19 protein-coding genes are annotated in these 22,224 nt (G+C 64.9%); 14 read left to right on the forward strand and 5 right to left on the reverse strand.

Annotated features, from left to right (window positions below; all coding sequences use genetic code 11):
• Positions 1–75: 75 nt before the first annotated feature.
• From sucC to GO986_RS18215, 3 genes are all read left to right on the forward strand, one after another.
• Positions 76–1,224 carry an ADP-forming succinate--CoA ligase subunit beta gene (gene sucC, locus GO986_RS18205; protein WP_369409454.1) on the forward strand — a complete coding sequence of 383 codons (1,149 nt, stop codon included), beginning with the start codon at positions 76–78 and terminating at the stop codon, positions 1,222–1,224.
• On the forward strand, positions 1,224–2,129 hold the full coding sequence (sucD, locus tag GO986_RS18210; RefSeq protein WP_157460727.1) for a succinate--CoA ligase subunit alpha: 906 nt from the start codon (positions 1,224–1,226) through the stop codon (positions 2,127–2,129). The genes sucC and sucD overlap by 1 nt, the downstream gene beginning before the upstream one ends.
• A gap of 440 nt (positions 2,130–2,569) precedes the next feature.
• Complete coding sequence (locus tag GO986_RS18215; protein ID WP_157460728.1) at positions 2,570–3,028, forward strand: hypothetical protein; 459 nt, start codon at positions 2,570–2,572, stop codon at positions 3,026–3,028.
• A 19-nt stretch (positions 3,029–3,047) separates the two neighbouring features.
• On the opposite strand, the gene GO986_RS18220 is transcribed toward GO986_RS18215, so the two are convergent.
• Complete coding sequence (locus tag GO986_RS18220; protein ID WP_157460729.1) at positions 3,048–4,118, reverse strand: alkene reductase; 1,071 nt, start codon at positions 4,116–4,118, stop codon at positions 3,048–3,050.
• A 107-nt stretch (positions 4,119–4,225) separates the two neighbouring features.
• Between GO986_RS18220 and GO986_RS18225 the strand changes: the two genes are divergently transcribed.
• Together GO986_RS18225 and GO986_RS18230 are read left to right on the forward strand one after the other, a co-directional pair.
• Positions 4,226–4,576, forward strand: coding sequence for a MerR family transcriptional regulator (locus GO986_RS18225; protein WP_157460730.1), 351 nt, complete (start codon positions 4,226–4,228; stop codon positions 4,574–4,576).
• Between the two features lie 323 nt (positions 4,577–4,899).
• Positions 4,900–5,466 carry a hypothetical protein gene (locus GO986_RS18230; RefSeq protein ID WP_157460731.1) on the forward strand — a complete coding sequence of 189 codons (567 nt, stop codon included), beginning with the start codon at positions 4,900–4,902 and terminating at the stop codon, positions 5,464–5,466.
• 180 nt (positions 5,467–5,646) lie between these two features.
• Here the strand turns inward: GO986_RS18230 and bshA are convergent, their stop codons facing one another.
• Positions 5,647–6,774, reverse strand: coding sequence for an N-acetyl-alpha-D-glucosaminyl L-malate synthase BshA (bshA, locus tag GO986_RS18235; protein WP_157460732.1), 1,128 nt, complete (start codon positions 6,772–6,774; stop codon positions 5,647–5,649).
• Between the two features lie 250 nt (positions 6,775–7,024).
• Here bshA and GO986_RS18240 point away from each other — a divergent pair, with 250 nt between their 5' ends.
• Positions 7,025–7,867, forward strand: coding sequence for a DegV family protein (locus GO986_RS18240; RefSeq protein WP_157460733.1), 843 nt, complete (start codon positions 7,025–7,027; stop codon positions 7,865–7,867).
• 175 nt (positions 7,868–8,042) lie between these two features.
• On the opposite strand, the gene ileS is transcribed toward GO986_RS18240, so the two are convergent.
• Positions 8,043–11,438 (reverse strand): isoleucine--tRNA ligase, encoded by a 3,396-nt coding sequence (ileS, locus tag GO986_RS18245; protein WP_157460734.1) that lies wholly within the window; start codon positions 11,436–11,438, stop codon positions 8,043–8,045.
• A 572-nt stretch (positions 11,439–12,010) separates the two neighbouring features.
• On the opposite strand from ileS, the gene fsa reads away from it, so the two are divergent.
• The 8 genes from fsa (at position 12,011) to GO986_RS18285 (ending at position 18,989) form a co-directional block, all read left to right on the forward strand.
• A complete protein-coding gene (fsa, locus tag GO986_RS18250; protein ID WP_157460735.1) occupies positions 12,011–12,751 on the forward strand; it encodes a fructose-6-phosphate aldolase in 741 nt (246 codons plus the stop codon).
• A complete protein-coding gene (gene rho, locus GO986_RS18255; protein WP_369409455.1) occupies positions 12,748–14,025 on the forward strand; it encodes a transcription termination factor Rho in 1,278 nt (425 codons plus the stop codon). Before fsa ends, rho begins: the two co-directional genes overlap by 4 nt.
• A 51-nt stretch (positions 14,026–14,076) precedes the next feature.
• Positions 14,077–15,402: a peptidoglycan DD-metalloendopeptidase family protein gene (locus GO986_RS18260; protein ID WP_369409456.1), complete on the forward strand. Its 1,326-nt coding sequence runs from the start codon at positions 14,077–14,079 to the stop codon at positions 15,400–15,402.
• A complete protein-coding gene (locus GO986_RS18265; protein WP_157460737.1) occupies positions 15,399–15,812 on the forward strand; it encodes a response regulator in 414 nt (137 codons plus the stop codon). The genes GO986_RS18260 and GO986_RS18265 overlap by 4 nt, the downstream gene beginning before the upstream one ends.
• Before the next feature lie 61 nt (positions 15,813–15,873).
• Positions 15,874–16,764 (forward strand): pyridoxal 5'-phosphate synthase lyase subunit PdxS, encoded by an 891-nt coding sequence (gene pdxS, locus GO986_RS18270; RefSeq protein ID WP_157460738.1) that lies wholly within the window; start codon positions 15,874–15,876, stop codon positions 16,762–16,764.
• 2 nt (positions 16,765–16,766) lie between these two features.
• A complete protein-coding gene (gene pdxT / locus GO986_RS18275) occupies positions 16,767–17,372 on the forward strand; it encodes a pyridoxal 5'-phosphate synthase glutaminase subunit PdxT (RefSeq protein ID WP_369409457.1) in 606 nt (201 codons plus the stop codon).
• Between the two features lie 130 nt (positions 17,373–17,502).
• On the forward strand, positions 17,503–18,246 hold the full coding sequence (locus GO986_RS18280; RefSeq protein WP_157460740.1) for an alpha/beta fold hydrolase: 744 nt from the start codon (positions 17,503–17,505) through the stop codon (positions 18,244–18,246).
• Complete coding sequence (locus GO986_RS18285) at positions 18,243–18,989, forward strand: alpha/beta fold hydrolase (protein ID WP_157460741.1); 747 nt, start codon at positions 18,243–18,245, stop codon at positions 18,987–18,989. Before GO986_RS18280 ends, GO986_RS18285 begins: the two co-directional genes overlap by 4 nt.
• 120 nt (positions 18,990–19,109) lie before the next feature.
• Here GO986_RS18285 and aspS read toward each other — a convergent pair whose 3' ends face one another.
• Together aspS and hisS are read right to left on the reverse strand one after the other, a co-directional pair.
• Positions 19,110–20,837, reverse strand: coding sequence for an aspartate--tRNA ligase (aspS, locus tag GO986_RS18290; protein WP_157460742.1), 1,728 nt, complete (start codon positions 20,835–20,837; stop codon positions 19,110–19,112).
• Entirely contained in the window at positions 20,834–22,186 is a 1,353-nt protein-coding gene (gene hisS / locus GO986_RS18295) for a histidine--tRNA ligase (RefSeq protein ID WP_157460743.1), read from the reverse strand. Before hisS ends, aspS begins: the two co-directional genes overlap by 4 nt.
• Positions 22,187–22,224 lie beyond the last annotated feature (38 nt).

Genomic DNA, 22,224 nt, shown 5'->3' on the forward strand with positions numbered 1-22,224 from the left:
TTATACTCATCTCTTGGGACAAACGAAGTCAGGGCCTCACCGCAGGCTCCCCACTCCCCCAAGGAGGGAACAGCCGTGAAACTTCACGAGTATCAGGGTAAGGAAATTCTGCGCCAGTTCGGCGTGAACGTTCAGGAAGGCAAAGTCGCCCGCACCCCCGACGAGGTGCGCCAGATCGCGCGCGACTACGGGCAGCCCGTGGTCGTCAAGGCACAGGTGCATGTGGGCGGACGCGGTAAGGCCGGCGGCGTGAAGTTCAGCCCCACCGAAGACAAGGCCTATGAAAACGGCGAAAAGATTCTCGGCATGGACATCAAGGGCCTGACCGTGAACAAGGTGCTGGTCACCAAGGCCGTGGACATTGACGCCGGCACCGAGTACTACGTCGGCATGATCGTGGACCGCAACGTCCAGAGCTACACCCTGATGGCTTCCGCCGAGGGCGGCATGGAAATCGAGGAAGTGGCCGAAGCCACCCCCGAGAAGATCATCAAGCACCGCGTGGACCCCGTGACGGGCCTGCGCCCCTACGAGGCGCGCGAAGTCGCCATCAAGGCCGGGTTCAAGGGCAACCTGAACAAGATTGCCGACATGATGGTCAAGATGAGCGAAGCCGCCCTGAAGCGCGACGCCGTGCTGGTCGAAATCAACCCGCTGTTCGTGGACGAGAGCGGCACGCCGCTGGCCCTGGACACCAAGTTCGAGATTGACGACAACGCCATGTACCGTCACAAGGACCTGGCCGACTGGCGCGAACTGGAAGCCGAGCACCCCCTGGAAATTGAGGCCAGCAAGTACGGCTTTGCCTACGTCAAGCTGGACGACGGCAACGTGGGCGTGCTGGGTAACGGCGCAGGCATCGTGATGACCTCGCTGGACGTGGTCAACCGTGCCGGTGCCAAGCCCGCCAACTTCCTCGATATCGGCGGCGGCGCCAAGGCCGAGGTCGTCTACAACGCGGTCAAGCTGGTCAGCAAAGACACCGATGTCAAGGCCATCTTCATCAACATCTTCGGCGGCATCACCCGCGCCGACGAAGTGGCCAAGGGCGTCATTCAGGCGCTGAGCGAGGGCATCCTGACCAAGCCTGTGCGCATGCGCATCGCGGGCACGGCGGAAGACGAAGCCAAGGCGCTGCTCGCAGAAGTCAACAGCCCCCTGATTCAGATGTACCCCACCATGTTTGAGGCCGCCGACGAGGCCGCCCAGGAGGCGAACAAGTAATGGGCATCCTCGTCAATAAAGACAGCAAAGTCATCGTGCAGGGCATGACGGGCCGCGAAGGCGCCTCACACAGCCGCGCCATGAAAGAGTTCGGCACCCAGGTCGTCGCAGGCGTGACTCCCGGCAAGGGCGGCACCGATTTTGAAGGCTGGCCGATCTACAACTCCGTGGCCGAGGCCAAGGAGAAGCACGGCGCGAACGTCTCCATTATCTTCGTGCCCCCGGCGGGCGCGGCCGACGCGGTGCTGGAAGCCGCCCACGCTGGCATGCCCCTGATTGTCCTGATTACCGAGGGCGTGCCCACGGTGGACATGATGCGCGCCGTGCAGGAAGTCAAGGCCCTGGACGCCGAGAACCGCGCGGCCGGCGGCGAGGGCATTCGCCTGATCGGCGGCAACTGCCCCGGTCTGGTCACCAACGGCGAAGCCAAGATTGGCATCATGCCCAACAAGATCTACGCCAAGCCGGGCCGTATCGGTCTGATCAGCCGCTCGGGCACGCTGACCTACGAAGCCGCCAAGCTGCTGAACGACGCCGGCATGGGCACCAGCACCACGGTGGGTATCGGCGGCGACCCGGTGATCGGCACGACCTTTGCCGACGTGCTGCCCCTGTTTGAAGCCGATGAAGGCACCGACGCCGTGGTGGTCATCGGTGAAATCGGGGGCGCTGATGAAGAAGCCGCCGCTGAGTACATTGCCGCCAACATGAAAAAGCCCGTCGTGGCCTTCATCTCGGGCCGCAGTGCGCCTGCGGGCAAACGCATGGGCCACGCCGGCGCCATCATCATGGGCAATGTGGGCACCCCCGAAAGCAAGCTGGCCGCCTTCGGCGCCGCCAATGTCCCGGTGGCCGACACCATGCCCGAGATTATCGAGCTGGTCAAGCAGGCCCTGAACAAGTAAGGTCACCTCTGATAGCCCCGTTGGCAACGGCTCTACTTGAGTGAAGCGGTAGGTCAGACGGCGCCGCCACGCAGGAGCTTGACAAGCCTCGGGGATGGCGCAGGTCACTCTGTAGGTGTCGGGGTTGTTCAGAAACCAGGCGATCTGCGCCAAGGGTCGCGCCCAGTCGGCGGTCATTCCAAACGGGATGGCCGCCTTTTGCGTTTGGCTGCCGGGCGGAGGGCAGAACGACTGTTATGCGGATGCCGCTGAATTGCAGCGCAGCAGAGACAGGCACCGTCTGCGCTTCCATATCGCGACATCTGCATCTGTGCCTTCTCGCTCTCCTGCGGAGCTTTTCAAGTCTGCCGCGCAGCTTTCCAAGTCCACTCGGATGCCACCCGGCATGCTGCTCGATTCAATTGGAATCCGTCTCACACGTGGGCCGGTTAAACTGCTCTATGGCGGAGAACAACAACGGGCAGCCGCTGCCACAGAGCCCACACCCAGCCCTGCGGCAGTTGCTGCCCCTGGTCGGCACCTGGCAGATTTCTGGGCCGGAGGTCTCTGGCACCGTCACCTACGCCTGGATGGAAGGGGGCTTTTTTCTGATTCAGACCTTTGATCTGCACCAGGGCGGCGGTCATCAGAAGGGGGTGGCATACACGGGGTTTGACCCCGACACCCAGACCCTGCGCTCCCGCCTGATGGGCACAGATGGCAGCAACTACACCTACACCTATCAGGTTGAGGAGGCCGGGTTCTGGTACTGGTACGGCGAGAAAGGCTCTGAGGACTTCAGTTACTCCACTTTCAACGCAGACCGCACCGCCTACGAGGGGCGCTGGCACTTCCGGCAGCCCGGCGGCACCCCAGGGGGCTACACCTACCGGGCCATGCGTCTGCCAGAGGAGACCTGATGACCCGTTGCCGTCCGGCTCAGTGCTGATAGCTTGAATAGGTCAGGTAGCCACGCCGGTCGCCCTGGTAATAGGCGTCCTGTTCAGCTTCAGCCAGCGGGAGCCCCTGGCGCAGCCGCTCCACCAGATCAGGGTTGGCGATAAACGCCCGGCCATAGCTGATGAGGTCCGCACCCCTGCGGAGCCACGCCTCACCCACCGCCAGACTGGCAGGCTGCGTGTCTTGCGGGTGGGCTGGATTGATGATGAGTGTGCCTGGCCACGTCCGGCGCAGGCTCATCAAGTTGTCCTCATCGGTCGTCAGACCCAGATGCACATACGCCAGGCCCAGCGGCGCCAGTTCGCGCAGCAGGGCGGTGTACAGCGCCAGCACGTCCTCTTCCTGTACGCCCCAGATGCCCGCGCCAGGCGACAACCGCAGCCCCACCCGCTCCGGCCCGATGGCAGCCGCCGTGGCCTCGGCAACCTCGACAGCAAAGCGAATGCGCCCCGCCACCGAGCCTCCGTAGGCGTCGGTGCGCTGATTTACGTTCGATGACAGGAACTGCTGAATAAAGTAGCCGTGTGCGCCGTGCAGCTCAATGCCATTAAAACCGGCCTGCACGGCGCGGCGGGCCGCATTGGCAAAGACCTCCACCTCGTCACGCACCTCGGCGGTACTCAGGGCGCGCGGCACGGGCGCTGGCAGGAGCCCTTTCGGGCCGGTGTACAGCTGGGCGTCCAGTCTCACGGCCGACGGCGCCACCGGCGTCAGGCCGGCCACCTCTGGGTGGCCCACCCGCCCGGCGTGCATCAGCTGGGCAAAGATGCGCCCGCCGTTGGCATGGACTGCGCCCGTCACCTCGCGCCAGGCGGTCACCTGTTCGTCGGTGTGCAGGCCTGGCGTGCCGGGGTTCGACTGGCCCTGCAAGCTGGGCTGCACGCCTTCAGACACGATCAGGCCAGCGGTGGCCCGCTGGGCATAGTAGGTCGCCATGGCGCCGTTGGCCAGGCCACCAGCAGACGCACGGGCGCGGGTCATCGGGGCCATCACAAGGCGGTTGGGCAGGATAAGCTCACCGAGCTGCGTGCGGTCAAACAGTGTGGTCATACGTCCTCCGGGCCGAGGTCAAGGGACGCTCTGCCACCTCTTCCCCTCGGCCGCCGCCAGCCTAAACCCTGACATTGACGTCAGAGGCAAGTGCTAGGCTGGGGCTTATGCGAATAGGAGACCTGGCCCAGCAGTCGGGCGTCAGCGTGCGCTCTTTGCGCTACTACGAAGAACAGGGGCTGCTCTACAGCAGTCGCAGCGACAGCGGCCAGCGCCTCTACGCGGGCCCAGCGGTGGCGCGCGTGCGCCTCATTCAGCAGCTGTACGCGGCGGGGCTGTCAAGCCGCACCCTGAAAGACCTGCTGCCCTGCCTGGAGGCGCCGGTCGAAACCTACACCCCACTGTTGCTGGGCCGCCTGCACGCTGAACGCGACCGCATCAGCACCCAGATTGCCGCCCTGACCGAAACGAGAGACCGGTTAGACGCTGTCATGGCCACAGCCGGGCAAGCCACTTAAGAGAGCTTTGCTTCTGCAGAAGGGCACCGGTTTGTTCGGGTCGCCTTCGTGTCAGCAACAGCTTGTGGAGGTTCGCCAGGCCCTGTGACTCCGCAAGAAGCGAAAGGTGCGTTGAGCGGGGAAGAGCTAGATGCTTCTCGCGTCTGAACCTCGCGGGATTTGGCAGACTTCACGCCACGCCCAGTCCCTCTTGTTCCTGCTCCTATCGCTTGAATCCTTACTGCAAACAACACGGTCTGAGCCCCTCTTCTGCATGTGTCATCGCTCAAGTCAATCGTTACTTGCGGTCACATGGGCGTCAGCCCTGCGCGTAGACTGCGGGTATGAAGCCCCGTGCATTCGCTGTTCTGTTTGCCCTCCTGGCTGCCCAGGCGTCTGCCCTGACCATCCGGGGCACTGTGGAGGGCGCCGTTACCGCTGACACGCGGGTGGCCGCCGTGGTGGTCAATCCTTACGGCCAGGCGGTGCAGGAAGTCTCGTCGGTGCCAGTCGAGGGGGGCCGCTTTACCCTGGAACTGCCCGTCGCCGCCCCGACCGCCCGCGCCCAGGTGACCCTGACGCCGCAGAACGTGAACTGGCCCGGTGTGATTGACCCCATTCAGGTCAGCGGCCAGGCGCAGGTGGCCGAGCTGAAGTTCTTTACCTACCGCGATCTGAACAACAACGGCCGCCGCGACGAAAACGAGGCCCTGCGCGACGTGCTGCCCACCCTGAACGGCGGAGGCCTGTTTGTGGCCTGGGTCAATACTGACGTGACCGTCAAGGCCAACAAAGGCTATGAGGCCAGCTTCAAACGCGGCTGGAACGCCTTTATTGTGGATGTAGGCCGGGCCGTCAAAGTGCAGCCGTTTGCGGACAGTACGGTGGTTTCGGTTCGTCTGGCGCGCTGATACTGGAAGAGGAGGCTGGCGAGACTCTCCCGCCAGCCTTTGACATGCACACTTTTATTTACCGGATGAGGAAACAAAAAAAGTGCAAAAGCGTAAAATCGTGAATCTATTCACTTATAGACATAGTCCATAGCATCTGAAGGGAAGAAGGCGCCTCCTCCTACGGCAAGCGCCCCCTCTTCAGCACACCAATTCGACAGTGCGTTCGTAGGCCCGCAGGTACTGAGGCACAATCAGGCGCGGGTGAAACCGGCTAATGGCAGCCTCGCGGCCTGCTGCCCCCATCTGAACGTAGAGGTCACGGTTGCGGAGCACCCGCAGCGCCGCGTCGGCCATCCGGTCCACATCACCTACATCGGCCAGAAAGCCGGTCACGCCTTCCTCGACCACCTCGGGAATGCCGCCGGCGCGGGCGGCCACCACCGGCACCTCGCAGCTCATGGCCTCCAGCGCGGCCAGACCGAAACTTTCCTGTTGACTGGGCAGCAAAAAAAGGTCGCTGATCCCCAGCACCGTCTCGACATCCGGGAACGACCCCAGAAAGTGGGTGCGGCCAATCACGCCCAGCTGCTGGGCCAACTCGAAAGCTCGCGGGCGCTCGGGGCCGTCGCCAATCATCAGCAGCCGCGCCGGAATCTCGCTGGCCACGCGGGCAAACACCTGCACCACGTCGGCCGCGCGTTTGACCGGGCGGAAATTGCTGACGTGCACCAGCAGCGCCTCATCCGGGTGGGCAAAGCGGGCGCGCACGGCTGGGTCCGTCACGCGCACAAAGCGTTCGCTGTCCACGAAGTTATGAATCACCTCGATCTCGCGCTCGACCCCGAAGACTTCCTGGGTGTGCTGCGCCAGATAAGCCGAGACGGCCGTCACATGGTCGCTGCGTTCGATGGCGTGGCGGGTGGTGTGGCGAAACGCGGGCTCCAGGCCCACCAGTGTCACGTCGGTGCCGTGGAGGGTGGTCATCACGCGCGTCTTGCCGGTCATGGCGCGCGCGTGAATGGCCGCCGTGGCATGCGGAATGGCGTAGTGGGCGTGCGAGAGTTCCACGCCGTGTTCCTGAATCACCTCGGTCAGGGTATTGGCCGCCGCCAGTTCAGGGTACGGCTGATCGAACAGCGCGTAAGCGTAGCCGCTGACCTGATGAAAGTAAGGCCCACGCATGCTGCCGTGGCCAGCCAGGCGAAAGGGCTGCGCCGAGCCGACAAAATGGACCTCATGGCCGGCGCGCGCTACCTGCACGCCCAGTTCGGTGGCAACGACCCCCGAACCGCCCGCGCTGGCATGACAGAGCACCGCGATTTTCATGGCCCACCCGCAGCCGAGAGAAGAGAAGCTGACGCATTCATGAGTGCGGAGTATAGTCGCCGCCCGTCTGGGGAATGGTTGCCGGCCATCCCATCCGGCAGTGCCTGAGGCGTACAGGGCAGTGGACTCTCACAGGATTCTGACAGCGCTGGGCGCCAGTATTTAGACGCGGGGGGCAAATAGGGGCACCCAGAGCCAAAGGCGGGATACCTCACAACGCCGGGCCTCAGCAGACCTTAAAACTGGGCTCATGATTGCCGTCGTCACCGACTCTACCTGCGATTTGCACCCAGACAATGCTCGGCAACTTGGCATTCAGATCGTGCCGCTGCATATCACGATGGAGGGGCGCACCCTGTTGGACTGGGTTGAGATTGATCCCGATGCGGTCTACGACCACATGCGCGCAGGGGGCGCGGCCACCACCACGCCCGTGCCCGCCGCCACCTTTGCCGACGTGTACCGCGACCTCCTGAAAACGCACGATTCGGTGCTGAGCCTGCACCTGTCTGGCCACCTGTCTGAAACGTTTAAACACGCCCAGCAGGCCGCTGCCAGCCTGGGCGAGGGCGGGCGCGTGCTGGTAGTGGATAGCAAGGTGGCCGGCGCCCCCCTGGCCGACATGGCGATGGCCGCCAGCGCCAAAGCGCAGGAAGGGGCCGACCTGAAAACGGCTGCCGCCGCTGCCCAGGCGGCGGGCGAGTCGCTGTACGCCGAGATGAGTGTGGCCTCGCTGGAATACCTGCGCCGGGGCGGGCGCATCAGCCGCGCCCAGGCGTTTTTCGGCAACATGCTGGGGGTGCGGCCCATCCTGGAGTTTGACGACGGCCGGCTAAAGGCCGCCCGCCGCGCCAAGGTTGACCAGGCAGCGGGCGACATGCTGGCCAGCCTCAAGGCCCGCTTCGGCGACACGCCCGTCAGCGCCACCGTAATGCACGCTGGCCGCGATACGGCGCGCATCAACGCCCTGCGCAGCGCCATGATGGCCAGCGGCCTGAACGTGCAAAAGGGCCGCGTGCAGCTGATGGGCCCGGTGATTGGCGCCCACGTCGGCCCCGGCACCTTCGGCTTCTCGGCCGTCCCGCTGACCTGAAGATGGGATGGAGAAAGTGGTGAGTGGAGAAGACCTGGCAGACGGCTTTTCACTGCTGTATAAGCTTTAACGCTTTCCGAGCCCAGTCGGCTTGAATTGTTTGTGGTCATAGGCTTCTAAAAAAACGGAGAGGGGCGCCCAACAAATTGTCTGGGCGCCCCTCTCCCTGCAACCCTTAGTTGTGGCTCACCACCTCCAGCTTCTCCAGATACGCTGTGCCGCCTTCGACTTCGGCGGCAAAACCGTCAGCCACGCCAAACACCAGCGTTTCGGCCAGCGTTTCACTCATCAGGTATTCCTGCCAGGCCTCGGCGGCCTCACGGGCCGTGCCCGTCAAGTCCAAGTGCAGCGCAATCCGGTCCTGCACCTCAAAGCCGGCCTTCTTGCGCGCGTCCTGAACGCCCCGCACCAGGTCGCGGGCCAGACCTTCCAGTTCCAGTTCGCGCGTCAGCGTGGTGTCGAACGCCACCAGATACCCCGCTTCTTCCTGCGCGGCGAAGCCTTCGGGCGACTTGGCGTCCACCAGCACCTCGTCCGGCCCCAGCTCAAAGCGCTCGCCGGTTGGGGCGATCACCTCGAATTGCTGGCCGTCGCGCACAAAGCGGGCGATGTCGCTGGCGTCGGCCGCTTGCAGGGCCGCGCGCACCTGCGGAACGGCCTTGCCAAACTTCTTGCCCAGCAGCGGCAGATTAGGGCGCAGCTGGTAGCTCACCAATTCGGCGTACTGGTCAATCAGCTCGACCTCTTTGACATTCAACTCTTCCTTGATCTGCTCGGCAAAGCGGCCCAGCGCCTGGGTTTGCTCGGCCGTGCGGGCGCGCAGCATCACCTTGGGCAGCGGCTGGCGCTGACGCAGACCAGTTTGGCCCCGCACCGCGCGGCCCAGACTGACCACCCGCAGCACCGCGTCCATCTCGCCGACCAGCACCGGCGCACTCAGCGTCTCGTCGACCTTGGGCCACTCGGTCAGGTGCACACTCTCGGGCGCGTCCAGCACCAGCGAGCGCACGAGGTTGCCGTACAGCGTCTCGGCCAGGAAGGGCGTAAACGGCGCCGTCAGTTGTGTCACCGTCACCAGTGCGAAGTGCAGCGTGGCGTAGGCGTTGTGGTCCACCTGGCCGCCCTCACCCCAGAAGCGGCGGCGGTTGCGCCGCACGTACCAGTTGCTCAGGTCCTCGACCACGAAGTCCTGCAGCGCCCGGCTGGCCCCCGTGGGGTCGTAGTTCTCCAGACGGTCAGTGACGGCCGCAATCAGCGCCTGCACCTTGGCCACCAGCCAGCGGTCCACCTCGGGGCGCTCTGGTAGCGGCGCAGCGGCCTTCAGGTCGGGCTTATCCAGGTTCGCGTACAGCACGAAAAACGAATATGTATTCCAGAGGGTCAGGAAGTAGCTGCGGAACGCCTCGCCGACCAGATTCATGCCGAAGCGGCGGCTCAGTTCAGGCGGCGCAGACACATACATGTACCAGCGGGCGGCGTCGGCGCCGTACTGCTCGAAGACGTCCCAGGGGTTCACGACATTGCCCTTGCTCTTGCTCATCTTGGCGCCCTTCTCGTCCAGGATGTGGCCGGAGCAGATCACGGACTTGTACGCCACCGAGTCAAAGACCATGGTGCCAATCTGGTGCAGCGAGTTAAACCAGCCGCGGGTCTGGTCGATGGCCTCCGCGATGAAGTCGGCTGGAAAGCCGCCCGCCTCGAACCGCTCCTTGTTCTCGAAGGGGTAATGGTGCTGCGCGAACGGCATGGAGCCCGAGTCGTACCAGACGTCCATCACGTAGGGCGCGCGCCGGAACGTCTTGCCGCCTTGCTCGAAACTGATGTCGTCCACGAAGGGGCGGTGGGGGTCGAAGTCGGGGCCGGTCAGCTCCGGGCGCCCGCTCAGTTCGGCGAGTTCGGCGTAACTGCCCACCACGCGGTATTCACCGTCCTCGGCCTCCCACACCGGCAGCGGCGTGCCCCAGTAGCGGCTGCGCGATACGTTCCAGTCGATTAGGTTATCCAGCCACCCGCCGTAGCGCCCGTTCTTGATGTGTGGCGGGTGCCAGTCGATGGTCTGATTCAGCTCGATCAGCCGCGCCTTGAGGCGGGTGTTGTTCAGGTACCAGCTCTCGGTGGCGTAGTACATCAGCGGGGTGCCACAGCGCCAGCAGTGCGGATAAGCGTGCAGGAAGTTCTTTTCCTTCCACATCAGGCCGCGCGCGCGCAGGTCGCGCACGATCTCGGTGTTCGCGTCCCGGAAGAACACGCCGGCCCACGGCCCAAAGCGGTGCTTGCCCTCGCCGTCCACGCCCACGATGACCGGAAAGCCGTAGTTCCGCGCCAGACGCATGTCGTCCTCGCCGAAAGCCGGCGCCGTGTGCACGATGCCGGTGCCGTCACTGTCACTGACATAGGTGTCGAGACCAGCAAACCAGATGGAACCACTGGTTGATATTTTCAGAGCGTCTTGCCAGCCTAGCAGGCTTTGATCTGCAAAGTAATCTGCACCGCCATTAAAACTATTGACGAAATCAATCAACGCTTCAGTTGTTCCAAAATCTGATTCAACCAGTTTTCGATGTTCAGAGCCAACAACATCTGAAGTTTGATATTCATCAACCCATTTTTTTGAATCAGCCCACGAGAGGGAAGTGGCAAGTGTTACCGCTGTAGAATATTGACGCCATAGCGCTTCAAAAGGTGCGATGTAACTTACACGTTCTAGCTCGGTACCTTTGAACGTTTTCACGACCTCGGCGTCTTCACCCAGCACTTCATGTTTCAGGCTGGCGGCCAGGACCAGCACTCGCCCCTCCTTGTCTTTCGCTGCCACATACTCGAAGTCCGGGTGCAGAGCCACGCCCACGTTGTAGGGCAGGGTCCACGGCGTGGTCGTCCAGACCAGGAACGCCGCGCCGTCCGGCAGGCCCAGGGCGCCGGGGTCTCTCAGCGCAAACGGCACGTACACGCTGGGGTCCTGAATGTCTTTGTACCCCTCGCTGACCTCCGCATTGCTGAGGGTGGTGCCGTCTTTCGGGCAGTAAGGCGCCACACGGAAGCCCCGGTACAGCAGGCCTTTGTTGTCCAGTTCCTTGACGCTCCACCACACACTCTCGATGTAGTCCTTATGCAACGTCAGGTAGGCGTCGTCCAGGTCCACCCAGTAGCCCATGCGCTCGGTAAATTTGCGCCATTCCGCCTCGTATTCAAAGACGCTGGCGCGGCATTCGGCGTTAAAGCGGTCAATGCCGTAGGCCTCGACTTCGCGTTTGGAGTTCAGGCCCAGCTTCTTCTCCACGCCCAGTTCCACCGGCAGGCCGTGGGTGTCCCAGCCGGCCTTGCGCGGCACATGGTAGCCCTGCATGGTGCGGAAGCGCGGAAACAGGTCCTTAAAGGAGCGGGCCTGCACATGGTGAATGCCCGGCTGCCCGTTGGCCGTGGGCGGGCCCTCATAGAACGTAAAAGTGGGCCCGCCCTTGGTCTGCTCCAAGGAGCGCTCAAAGATGCGCCCTTCGCGCCAGAACGTCAGGATGTCCTGCTCCAGCGCCGGGAAGTTGGGGTTGTTTAGGACAGGTTTAAAGGTGGTCATAGGGGCTCCGGGTCAGGGAAATGGAGGGGGGCGCAGGGCAGAGGAGAGCGGGGGTCACCCGCATCCGGATGCTGGGTTGGATGGTCACGGCCTTTCACCTCCAAACGAACAAGCGGCACGTCTCAGCGTGTGTGCTGGGACGCGCCGCCTGAAACAGACGTTGCGTGGTACCACCCAACTTCGCCAGTCGCCTGGCCTCGTTGCGACCCTCTGCCGGGGGGTGTCCGGGTGGGTCTAGTCAGCCACGTCTGAAGGAGGCCTTTCTTCCACCGGCGCGGGAGGTGATCTTCGGAAGTCGCGGCTGGCTGGTCAGGCTTTCACCGTCCCTGACTCGCTTTTGCGCTGCCCAGCGGCTCCTACTGTCCTCGCGGTCGCCCTGCGTTGTCTCACCCGCGCGGGGTGAGCCTGTATGGTAGGCCCGCCAGGGGCCGGCGGTCAATCTGAACCGCGCGCCCGTCGCCCGTGGGGTATGCTCCACGCACACGTCCCTGGTGCCCGCGTCTACTTTTTCTCACCTCGCGCATGTGTTTTGAGGCGGCGAATGTATACAATCGCCTCTAGGGAGAACGGTTATGGAATTCTTTATCGATACGGCCATCACGGATGAAATCCGCGAAATCAACGAATGGGGCGTCCTGGCGGGCGTCACCACCAACCCCAGCCTCATCGTCGCCTCGGGCCGCGATTTCCGTGAAGTGGTGCAGGAAATCGCCGCCCTGGTGGGGGGCGCCATCAGCGCCGAAGTCACGGCCCTGGACGCCGCCGGCATGATCAAAGAAGGCCGCGAAGTCGCCGCCTGGAACGAGCACGTCGTGGTCAAGCTGCCCCTGACGCCTGCCGGCCTCCAGGCCTGCAAAACCCTGACGAGTGAGGGCATCCGCACCAACGTGACCCTGTGCTTCAGCGTGCCGCAGGCGCTGCTGGCGGCCCGCGCGGGCGCCACCTACATCAGTCCCTTCGCCGGGCGCGTGGACGACACCGGCGCTGACGGCATCGAACTGATTCGTCAGATCAAAGAGGCCTACGTGCTGGGCGGCATTGACACCAAGGTGCTGGCCGCCAGCATCCGTCACCCGCAGCATGTGGTGCAGGCCGCCCTGGCCGGCGCCGACGTGGCGACCATTCCGTACAAGGTCTTTACCCAGATGGTCAAGCACCCGCTCACCCAGGCCGGCCTGGACGGCTTCATGAAAGACTGGGCGAAACGCTCGGGGGCCAGCCCCGAGACGCCCGCCAGCGAAGCGGGCACCAACCCGCAGGCGGGAGGCGCGACCGAGACCGGAGCGGCCACGCCAGGGAGCCAGCAGCAGTGACCGACCCCACCCGGCAGAGCCTGCCCTTTCACGAACTCCAGCAGAAGATTCTGCCGGAACTGCACCTGATTGCCGCCAGCTACGGCATCGAGAACTACCGCAAGCTGAAAAAAGACACCCTGGCCTTTGCCATCATGGAGCGTCAGGCCGACGCCGAGGGGCAGCTCCTGGCGCGCGGCTACCTGGACATCAGCGCCGACGGCTACGGCTTCTTGCAGGCCGACTTGCTGGACCCGCAGAGCCGCACCGTGCTCGTCACGGCCGGCCTGATCAAGCAGTACCACCTGCGCACCGGCGACGAGATCATCGGCCGCGCCCGGCAGCCGCGCGAGAACGAGCGCTTTGGCTCGCTGGTGCAGGTTGAAGCCGTCAACGGCCTTGACCCTGAAACGGCCCGCCGCCGCCCCCGCTTCGATGACCTGACCCCCACCTTCCCCGAAGCCCAGCTGGTTATGGAAGACCCGAGCATGGAAGGCGGCATGAGCCTGCGCGTGGTCGACCTGCTGGTCCCCATCGGGCGCGGGCAGCGCGCGCTGATCGTGGCGCCGCCCAAAGCCGGGAAAACCACGCTGCTCAAGAAGATCGCCAACTCCATCGTCAAGAACTATCCCGACGTGACGGTGATGGTGCTGCTGGTGGACGAGCGTCCTGAAGAAGTCACCGACTTCCGCGAAAGTGTGCAGGGCGCCCAGGTGATTGCCAGCACCTTTGACGAGCCGCCGCAGCACCATGTCCGGGTGGCCGAATTCGTACATGAGCGTGCCCGGCGCATCGTGGAAGAAGGCGGCCACGTGGTGATCCTGCTGGACTCTATTACCCGTCTGGCCCGCGCCAACAACCTCGTGACCCCGCCGACGGGCCGTACCCTCTCGGGCGGTCTGGACAGCAACGCGCTCCACTGGCCCAAGCGTTTTCTGGGCGCGGCGCGCAACATCCGCGAGGGCGGCAGCCTAACGATTCTGGCCACGGCGCTGGTAGAAACTGGCAGCCGCATGGACGACGTGATCTTCGAGGAATTCAAGGGCACGGGCAACGCCGAACTGGTGCTGTCACGCCGCCTGGAAGAGCGCCGCATCTTCCCGGCCCTGGACATCCTGAAATCCGGCACGCGCCGCGAGGAACTGCTCTTGCAGCCGGAAGTGCTCAAGAAGATGTGGCTGCTGCGCAAGGTCATCAGCGACATGGACCCGGCCGACGCCATGGAAATGCTGCTGTCGCGCATGGGCAAAACCCGCAATAACGTTGAGTTTCTTCAGGCGCTGGCCGGCGGCTAAGCGCCCTTCTCTTTTCGGAGTTCACCCTTGTCTCTTATCCGCTCCCGCGGCGTGACGCGACTGGCCACCCTGTGCAGCCTCCTGCTCGCCGCCCCTGTTTCTGCCCAGACTATTTCGCCGCTGGCCCACCTGCTGGCCCCGCCGCCTTTGGCACACGCGCCCGACGTGGTGCTGACGCGCGACACTGGCGAGCGCCGGGTGCAACTGGTCACCGACGGCCGCACCTCGGCCGCGCAACTCGCGCGGCGCTACGGCGTCGCCCGCGGCCGCCTGACCGCCCTGGGGGGCGCTCCCGGCGTGCGGGTGTGGGACTTGGCCCTGGCTCCAGTCACCGCGCAGCGTGCGCCGGCCAAGCCGGCCTCGGTCGAAACCTACCGTGTGAGGCCCGGCGACACGCTGGCTGGTGTGGCGGCGCGTTTTGGCCTGCCCCTGGTGGACCTGCTGGGCGTCAACTTGGACCGTACCAGCCTGGACCGCCTGATTCCCGGCACGGCCCTGAATATCCCGACGGGGCCACGCGGCCTGCTCGTGCGTATCAAGCCGGGCCAGAGCGCTCTGTCGCTGATCGCCGGGTACGGCGCCGACCTGGTGGCCACCGCCCAGGCCAACGACGTGCTCCCCACCGAGCTTCGGGTCGGTGACACCCTGCTGCTGCCCGGCATCCGCGCCGAAGGCTTTGCCGAGGCCCTGGCCCAGCGGCGCGAGGCCGAGCGCCGAGCCGCCCTCCTGGCCCAGCGCCAGGCCCAGTACGAACGCTTTCTAACCTGGAAAAAGGGCCGTGAACGCGCCCGCCTGGAAGCCCGCTACGAGGCCCAGGAAAGGTACGAGCAGTACCTGGCCTGGAAAAACAGCCCTGAGCGTCAGGCCCGCATTCAGGCCTACGAACGCCAGGCGCAGTACGAGGCCGCGCAGGCCGCCGCCCAGGCCCGGGCGCGCGCCGCTGCGAGTGCGCAGGCCGTTACGCCTCAGGCCAGCGCCCAGATGGCCGGCACCGGCAGCCGCACCCTGGCCTGGCCCATGCGCAGCTACCGCCTGACCAGCCGCTACGCCGAACGCGACATTGAGTTTCACCGTCAGGTGTTTCACGGCGGCATTGACCTGGCCGCCCCCTACGGCACGCCCATCTACGCCGCCGCCGACGGCACCGTGACGGAAAGCGGCTACGGCGACTACGGCCTGAACGTCTACACCACCGCCGGCAGCAGCCTGCTGATCTACGGGCACATGAGCCGCGCGGCGGTGGTGGCCGGGCAGCAGGTCACCCAGGGGCAACTGCTGGGCTATATCGGCTGCACCGGCATCTGCACCGGGCCGCACCTGCACTTCGAGGTGCGCCTCTCGGGTCAGACCGTGGACCCCCTGGCCCTGCTGCCATGACCGACCCCGCGCCAGCGGCCCTGCATCTGCTTGTCGTGGACGACGAGGAGCAGATTCTGGAACTGCTGGACCTGACCCTCAGCCTGCAGGGCTTCCGGGTGACTACAGCCCCCAGTGGCCCGGCGGCCCTGGAGCGTCTCAGCGGCGCGACCTTTGACGTGCTGGTGCTGGACGTGCTGATGACCCCCTGGGACGGCTTCGAGACGGTCGAGCGCATGGCCCGGCACCTGGGCTCTGCCTTGCCCCCCGTGGTCTTCTTATCAGGACTAGCCCATCCGACCCCGCCGCCAACCCTGAACCCCCGGTTGCTCGACCACTACCTTCTGAAACCGTTCCGGCCCTCGCAACTGGTGGAGGCTATCCGGCGGGCCCACGCCGCTGGCCCACTGGGCAGGACAACTGAATTCTGACCCCATAGGCTCTACCCAATTGACCCTACTCGTGGGGTCAGTTTTTCTTTATCGTGCCTCCATGAGCGACGTGCAGACTGGAACCCCCGCCCTGAAGCAGGGCTTTGCCGAGATGTTCAAGGGCGGCGTCATTATGGACGTGGTCACGGCTGACCAGGCCCGGATTGCCGAGGCCGCTGGCGCCACCGCCGTCATGGCCCTGGAGCGCGTGCCGGCGGACATCCGCGTGGACGGCGGCGTGGCCCGCATGAGCGACCCCAAGATGATCAAAGAAATCATCGGGGCGGTCAGCATTCCCGTGATGGCCAAGGTCCGCATTGGGCACATCGTCGAAGCGCAGATTCTGCAGGCGCTGGGTGTGGACTTTATTGACGAGTCCGAGGTGCTGACCCCCGCCGACGACCAGTACCACATCTTGAAAAGTGAGTTCAAGGTGCCGTTTGTCTGCGGCGCCAAGAACCTGGGCGAGGCCCTGCGCCGCGTGGGCGAGGGCGCCAGCATGATCCGCACCAAGGGCGAGGCCGGCACCGGCAATGTCATTGAAGCCGTGCGCCACGCCCGCACCGTGCTGGGCGATATCCGCACCATTCAGGCCCGCCCCGCCGAGGAACTGATGACCGCCGCCCGCGACCTTCAGGCGCCCTACGAACTGGTGAAGTATGTCCACCAGCACGGCAAGCTGCCCGTCGTGAACTTCGCGGCCGGCGGCGTGGCCACCCCCGCCGACGCCGCCCTGATGATGGTGCTGGGGCTAGACGGCGTGTTCGTGGGCAGCGGCATCTTCAAGAGCGACAACCCCGAGCGCCGCGCGCAGGCCATCGTGAAGGCAGTGACCCACTACCAGAATCCCGACGTGCTGGCCGAAATCAGCGAAGACCTGGGCGCCCCCATGACCGGCATCAACATTGACGACCTGATTCCTGCCGAGCGCCTCGCCGCCCGAGGCTGGTAAGCGTGTCCGCTGGCCCCCGCATTGGCGTGCTGGCCCTCCAGGGTGCGTACCGCGAACACCGTCAGCGCCTGGAAGCCCTGGGCGCCCAGGTGACCGAGGTGCGACTGCCAGGTGACCTGGCGGGTCTGCGCGGCCTGATTCTGCCGGGCGGTGAAAGCACCACTATGGCCCGCCTGATGACCGAATACCGCCTGTGGGGGCCGGTGCGTGACTTTCATGCGGCTGGTGGCCACCTGTGGGGCACCTGCGCGGGCGCCATTCTGCTGGCCCGCGAAGTTCAGGGTGCGCCGCCGCAATTTGGTCATCAGGACAGCCTGGCCCTGCTGGACGTGACAGTGCAGCGCAATGCCTTTGGCCGGCAGATTGATTCCTTCACGACTGAGGTGCGGGTGAGTGGCCTGGATGCCCCGCTGCCGGCTGTGTTTATCCGTGCGCCAGCATTCGCCCGGACAGGGGAGGGGGTCGAACGGCTGTGCTCCTACGAAGGGCAGACGGTGGCGGTGCGCCAGGGCACCATCCTCGCGACGGCCTTCCACCCCGAGCTGACCGGTGACCTACGCCTGCACGAACTGTTTGTCAATGAGTTGCGAGAGCCTGTCGCCAGCTGATGAAACAACTTTGTCTGGAGAGAGAATTCTAGTCTTTCCAGGCAAAACTACATTGGCAGTTAGACAATAGATTCACGATATTCAGACTCTATAAGGACGCCGGTGCTTCCCCTTCCCCTATGCTGCACCGATGGCGGCGACCATTTTTCAGCGTGGCGGCGCGACCCTGCACGTCGAGCAAACCGGCACCGGACACCGCAGCGTGATTTTTATTCACGGGCTCAGTGGCTCGCGGCGGTGGTGGCGGTTCAACGTGGCCGATCTTCACAAGGACCACTGCGTGTACACCTTGGAACTCAGTGGGTACGGCCGGGCGTGGCGCCAGCGGGCTCTGGGCGTGCGGGCAGCGGCCACCCTGATTGCCGAGTGGATAGAAGACGCGGGCTTAGAGGACGTGACGCTCGTCGGCCATTCGATGGGGGGGCACATCAGCATGCATGTCGCCTCACGCTGCGCCGAACGGGTCACCGGACTGGTGCTGGTGTGTGCCAGCGGCCTGCTGCGTGCCAATGCCTACCGCGCGGCGCTGCACCTGCCCCGCGCGGCGCTGGTGGGAGACCGCCGTTTTCTACCCACCATCTTGCGGGACGCGGCGCTGGCCGGGCCGCTGAACCTCTGGCGCAACGCCGTGGACCTGCTCAAAGACTCTGTTCAGGACAGCCTGCCGGGCATCCGGGCGCGCACCCTGATTATCTGGGGCGAGCGCGACGTGCTGGTGCCCCTGGCGCTGGGCCAGTTGCTGCACGAGGCGTTGCCGGGCTCGCAGTTCGAAGTCATTCCGCGCGCCGGGCATGTGGTCATGGTGGACGCCCCCAGGGCCTTTAACGGGCTCCTGCGTGCCTTTCTGGACCGGCAGGCCGAGGCGCGCGCTTGACGGCGCGGGCCACCTTCCTGACCGTCAATGGCCTGCGTACCCATGCCTGGCGGCGGGGCAGCGGTCCGCCACTGGTGATCGTGCCGGGCCTGGGCTGTGCCTCATGGATGTATGCCCGCGTGGCGCGCGAACTGGGCCGCACCAGAACTGTGTTCGTGTATGACCCACCTGGCCACGGGTACAGCGAGGGCCGCCACGACTATCCAGTCTGTATTGAACACCTGACTGACCATCTGGCCGCCTGGCTGCGTCAGGCTGGGTTGGAGGGGGTGTCGATTTTTGGCCATTCGCTGGGTGGGGAAGTGATGTTTGACCTGGCCGCCCGCTACGCCTCATGCCCGACAGCCCTGATCGCCTGCGCGCCTACAGGGATTCCGGAGAATCCCAGTGTGCGGGTACAGCTGCTGCGTCTGCTGCTGGACTTGCCCAGTGAGCGTCTGGGGTTGCTGTTGCCCGGCCTGCGGGCCTATACCCACTGCGGTCTTAGGCGCATGCTCCTGCTGGCCCGCGATCAGGAAGTGCATATGACGGGTCCGCTGCTGGGCCGAATTGAGGTTCCGACCCTGCTGCTGGACGGTCTGGCTGACCATGTGGTGCAGTCGTGGACCGTGACCCGCATTCAGGCCGATATTCCTGATGCGGTGGTGCGGCAGATTCCGGGTGGCACCCACGCCCTGACAGACACCCACCCCAGAGCAGTAGCAAGGTATACGCTTGATTTCTTGGAACAACTGGGACAATGAAACTCCAATTTCACGATCCAGAATGATCGTGAATAGATTCACTTACTTGAGTAGCCAAATCGTCACACCACAAAAAAATTCAGGAGGAGGCAAGCACAGCCTCCTCCTCACTGATTAAATTTATTCCATTAGCTGCAACCCCAGGTCGGCCAGTTGGGCCACTTCGACAGGGGAGGGCGCCAGGGCCATCAGGTCCACGCCCCGGTTGTTCTTCGGGAAGGCGATCACCTCGCGGATGCTGGCCGCGCCGCTCATGACCATGATCAGGCGGTCAAAGCCCCAGGCGATGCCGCCGTGCGGGGGCGTGCCGTATTCGAGCGCATCCATGAAAAAGCCGAATTTCTCGCTCGCCTGCTCGGCGCTGAAGCCGATAGCGGCAAACATCTGCGCCTGCACCGCCGGGTCGTGAATACGGATACTGCCGCCGCCAATCTCAAAGCCGTTTAGCACCAGGTCATAAGCCTGGGCGCGAATCTCGCCCTGCCGCTCGGTGCCGAACAGCGCGAGGTCGTCCGGGTGCGGGGCGGTGAAGGGGTGGTGCATGTAGGTCCAGGTGCCGCTGTCCTCATCAAATTCCAGTTGAGGAAAGTCTGTGACCCAGGCGACGTGAAACTGGGGGCCGGCCGCTGCCAAATCAAACAGGTCCCGCAGGGCCAGCCGCACCGCGCCCAGCGCCGAGACCGCCTTCTTCCAGTCGCCCGCCGCAAACAGCAGCGTGCCCCCCGGGCCCACCCCGGTGCGGGCCAGCAGTTCGGCGGCCTGATCGCCCACAAACTTGCTGATGCCGCCGGTAAAGCCCTCGCCCTCGCGGCGCAGCCAGGCCAGGCCTCTGGCGCCATTTTGCTTGGCCACCCGTTCCAGTTCGTCAATCTGCTTGCGGGTCAGTTCGGGGGCGGCCAGCACCTTCACCGTCTGGGCCGAGGCAAAGGCGGCAAAGTTCCCGCCCTGGAACAGGTCCGTCACGTCCACGAATTCCAGGCCGAAGCGCTGGTCGGGCTTGTCCGAGCCGAAGCGGTTCATGGCGTCCATGTAGGGCAGGCGGGGAAAGGGGAGGGGCAACTCCGCGCCCAGGGTCTGGCGGAAGACGTGGGCCAGCAACTCCTCCTGGGTGGCCAGCACATCGTCCTGCTCGACAAATGACATTTCCATGTCCAGCTGCGTGAAATCCGGCTGGCGGTCGGCACGCAGGTCCTCGTCGCGGAAGCAGCGGGCCAGCTGGTAATAGCGGTCATAGCCCGCAATCATCAGCATCTGTTTGAACAGCTGCGGGCTCTGCGGCAGGGCGTAGAACTCGCCGGGATTCTGGCGGCTGGGCACCAGAAAGTCGCGCGCGCCTTCAGGGGTGGACTTGGTGAGCATCGGCGTCTCGACCTGGACGAAGCCCTGCGCGTCCAGAAACGCAGTCACGGCCGCCACGGCCTTCGAGCGCAGCAGCAGCCCACGCTGCATCTCCGGGCGGCGCAGGTCCAGGTAACGGTACTTGAGGCGAATGTCCTCGGCCACGCTGTCGCCCTTGTCCAGTTCGAAGGGCGGCGTCTTGGCAGTGTTGAGCACCTTGACGCGGGCAGCCAGCACCTCGTAGTCGCCCAGACCACCCTTGCGCTGGCTCTCGGGGCGCAGGCCAAAGCGGCCCTCAATTTCGGCGACGTACTCGGCGCGCAGGCGGTCGGCCTCGGCGAAAGCCGGAGAACCTGGCTCGACCTGCACCTGCACGGTGCCGCTGCGGTCACGCAATTCAAGGAAGATCAGGCCACCCAGGTCGCGGCGGCGGCCCACCCAGCCCTGTAAGGTGACGGTCGTCTCGGCGTGCGTGTCATTCAGGTGGCCAATCATGGCGGTGCGTTTCATTCGGGTTGCTCCTGTGCGGCGGGCTCCAGGCCACTGCGGGCCGGCGGGGTCTGGCTCAGTTGGCCCAGCAAGAAAGTGTGAAGGTCGCGGGTGTGCACGCTCGTCTGCATGCCGGTGGCCAGATTCTTGACGCTCAGGGTGTCCTGCGCCACCTCGTCCGAGCCGATCAGCGCGACCAGGCGCGCGCCCCGGCGCTCCGCGTCGCGGAAGGCCGTCCCCGGCTTGAGGGCGCGGTACGCAAATTCGGCGCGGCCCACCCGGCGGGCGCCCAGCGCCACGGTGGCGGCGTAACCCACGTTGGCCTCGTCCAGGGCGGCCACATACAGGAGGGGGCCATCCAGCGCCGGGAGGGGGCGGCCTTCGGCCTCCAGCGCCAGCAGCAGGCGCTCGACGCCAAACGCCCAGCCGATGCCCGGCACGGCCTCTTTGCTGCCCAGTTCCTGCGCCAGCCCGTCGTAGCGCCCGCCGCCGCCCAGCGCCGACTTGGCACCGACGCCCTCGTGGTGCAGTTCCCAGGCGGTGCGCCGGTAATAATCCAGGCCACGCACGATGCTGGGGTCAAGGTCGTACGCCACGTCCCAGGCGTCAAGGTGGCGCTGTACCGCTTCAAAGTGCGCCCTGGCCTCTGGACCCAGGAAGTCCAGCATGGGCCTCACCCCGAGCTGAGTAAGAAGTGCCTGATCGTCCTCGCTCTTGGAATCCAGAATCCGCATGGGATTGCGGGTCAGGCGGTCTTTGGAATCGTCTGAGAGGGCGTCCAGGTGCGGTGTGAACAGTTCCCGCAGGTAGGCGTTGTAGGCTTCGCGGTCTTCGGGGTCGCCGATACTGCCCAACTTCACCCGCACACCGGTCAGGCCCAGCGCCTGCACGACCTCCACCATCAGGGCAATCGCCTCGGCGTCCACGAGGGCGTCTGTGCTGCCCAGCACTTCATAGTCCACCTGATGAAACTGGCGCAGGCGGCCGCGCTGCTGCCGCTCGGCACGGAACATGGGGCCGTGGGTCCAGAGCTTGAGGGGACTGGGCAATTGCTTAAGGCCATTTTGCAGATAGGCGCGCACAATACCGGCAGTGCCTTCCGGGCGCAGGATGTACCCGCCGTGGTCCCCGAAGTAGTACACGGTGAACATTTCCTTGCGCACGATGTCGGTGGAGCCGCCCACGCCGCGCTTGACCAGCTCGGCGTCTTCAAAGAGCGGGGTCTCAATGCGCTGCGCACCGGCGCGCTCCAGCACCGTGCGCGCCGTCTGCACCAACCAAGCGTGGGCCTGCGCCGAAACATCGAGCGTCAGTTTCGGGCTGCCGGCTGGCAGGTGATCTTCGGTGCCCTTGGGGCGCTTAATCGCCATAACAGAGCGGAGCATAGCGCCTGGAGGGCAAAAGGGCG

This window comes from Deinococcus arboris, from assembly GCF_009755355.1.
Lineage (GTDB): Bacteria > Deinococcota > Deinococci > Deinococcales > Deinococcaceae > Deinococcus > Deinococcus betulae.

Bases quoted from the DNA above. Each gene is read 5' to 3' on its own strand.
- hisS (WP_157460743.1), bottom strand. From the start codon at position 22,186: ATGGCGATTAAGCGCCCCAAGGGCACCGAAGATCACCTGCCAGCCGGC.
- GO986_RS18240 (WP_157460733.1), top strand. From the start codon at position 7,025: ATGATTGCCGTCGTCACCGACTCTACCTGCGATTTGCACCCAGACAAT.
- bshA (WP_157460732.1), bottom strand. From the start codon at position 6,774: ATGAAAATCGCGGTGCTCTGTCATGCCAGCGCGGGCGGTTCGGGGGTC.
- GO986_RS18220 (WP_157460729.1), bottom strand. From the start codon at position 4,118: ATGACCACACTGTTTGACCGCACGCAGCTCGGTGAGCTTATCCTGCCC.
- GO986_RS18225 (WP_157460730.1), top strand. From the start codon at position 4,226: ATGCGAATAGGAGACCTGGCCCAGCAGTCGGGCGTCAGCGTGCGCTCT.
- sucD (WP_157460727.1), top strand. From the start codon at position 1,224: ATGGGCATCCTCGTCAATAAAGACAGCAAAGTCATCGTGCAGGGCATG.
- GO986_RS18230 (WP_157460731.1), top strand. From the start codon at position 4,900: ATGAAGCCCCGTGCATTCGCTGTTCTGTTTGCCCTCCTGGCTGCCCAG.
- aspS (WP_157460742.1), bottom strand. From the start codon at position 20,837: ATGAAACGCACCGCCATGATTGGCCACCTGAATGACACGCACGCCGAG.
- fsa (WP_157460735.1), top strand. From the start codon at position 12,011: ATGGAATTCTTTATCGATACGGCCATCACGGATGAAATCCGCGAAATC.
- GO986_RS18215 (WP_157460728.1), top strand. From the start codon at position 2,570: ATGGCGGAGAACAACAACGGGCAGCCGCTGCCACAGAGCCCACACCCA.
- GO986_RS18265 (WP_157460737.1), top strand. From the start codon at position 15,399: ATGACCGACCCCGCGCCAGCGGCCCTGCATCTGCTTGTCGTGGACGAC.
- pdxS (WP_157460738.1), top strand. From the start codon at position 15,874: ATGAGCGACGTGCAGACTGGAACCCCCGCCCTGAAGCAGGGCTTTGCC.
- ileS (WP_157460734.1), bottom strand. From the start codon at position 11,438: ATGACCACCTTTAAACCTGTCCTAAACAACCCCAACTTCCCGGCGCTG.
- GO986_RS18280 (WP_157460740.1), top strand. From the start codon at position 17,503: ATGGCGGCGACCATTTTTCAGCGTGGCGGCGCGACCCTGCACGTCGAG.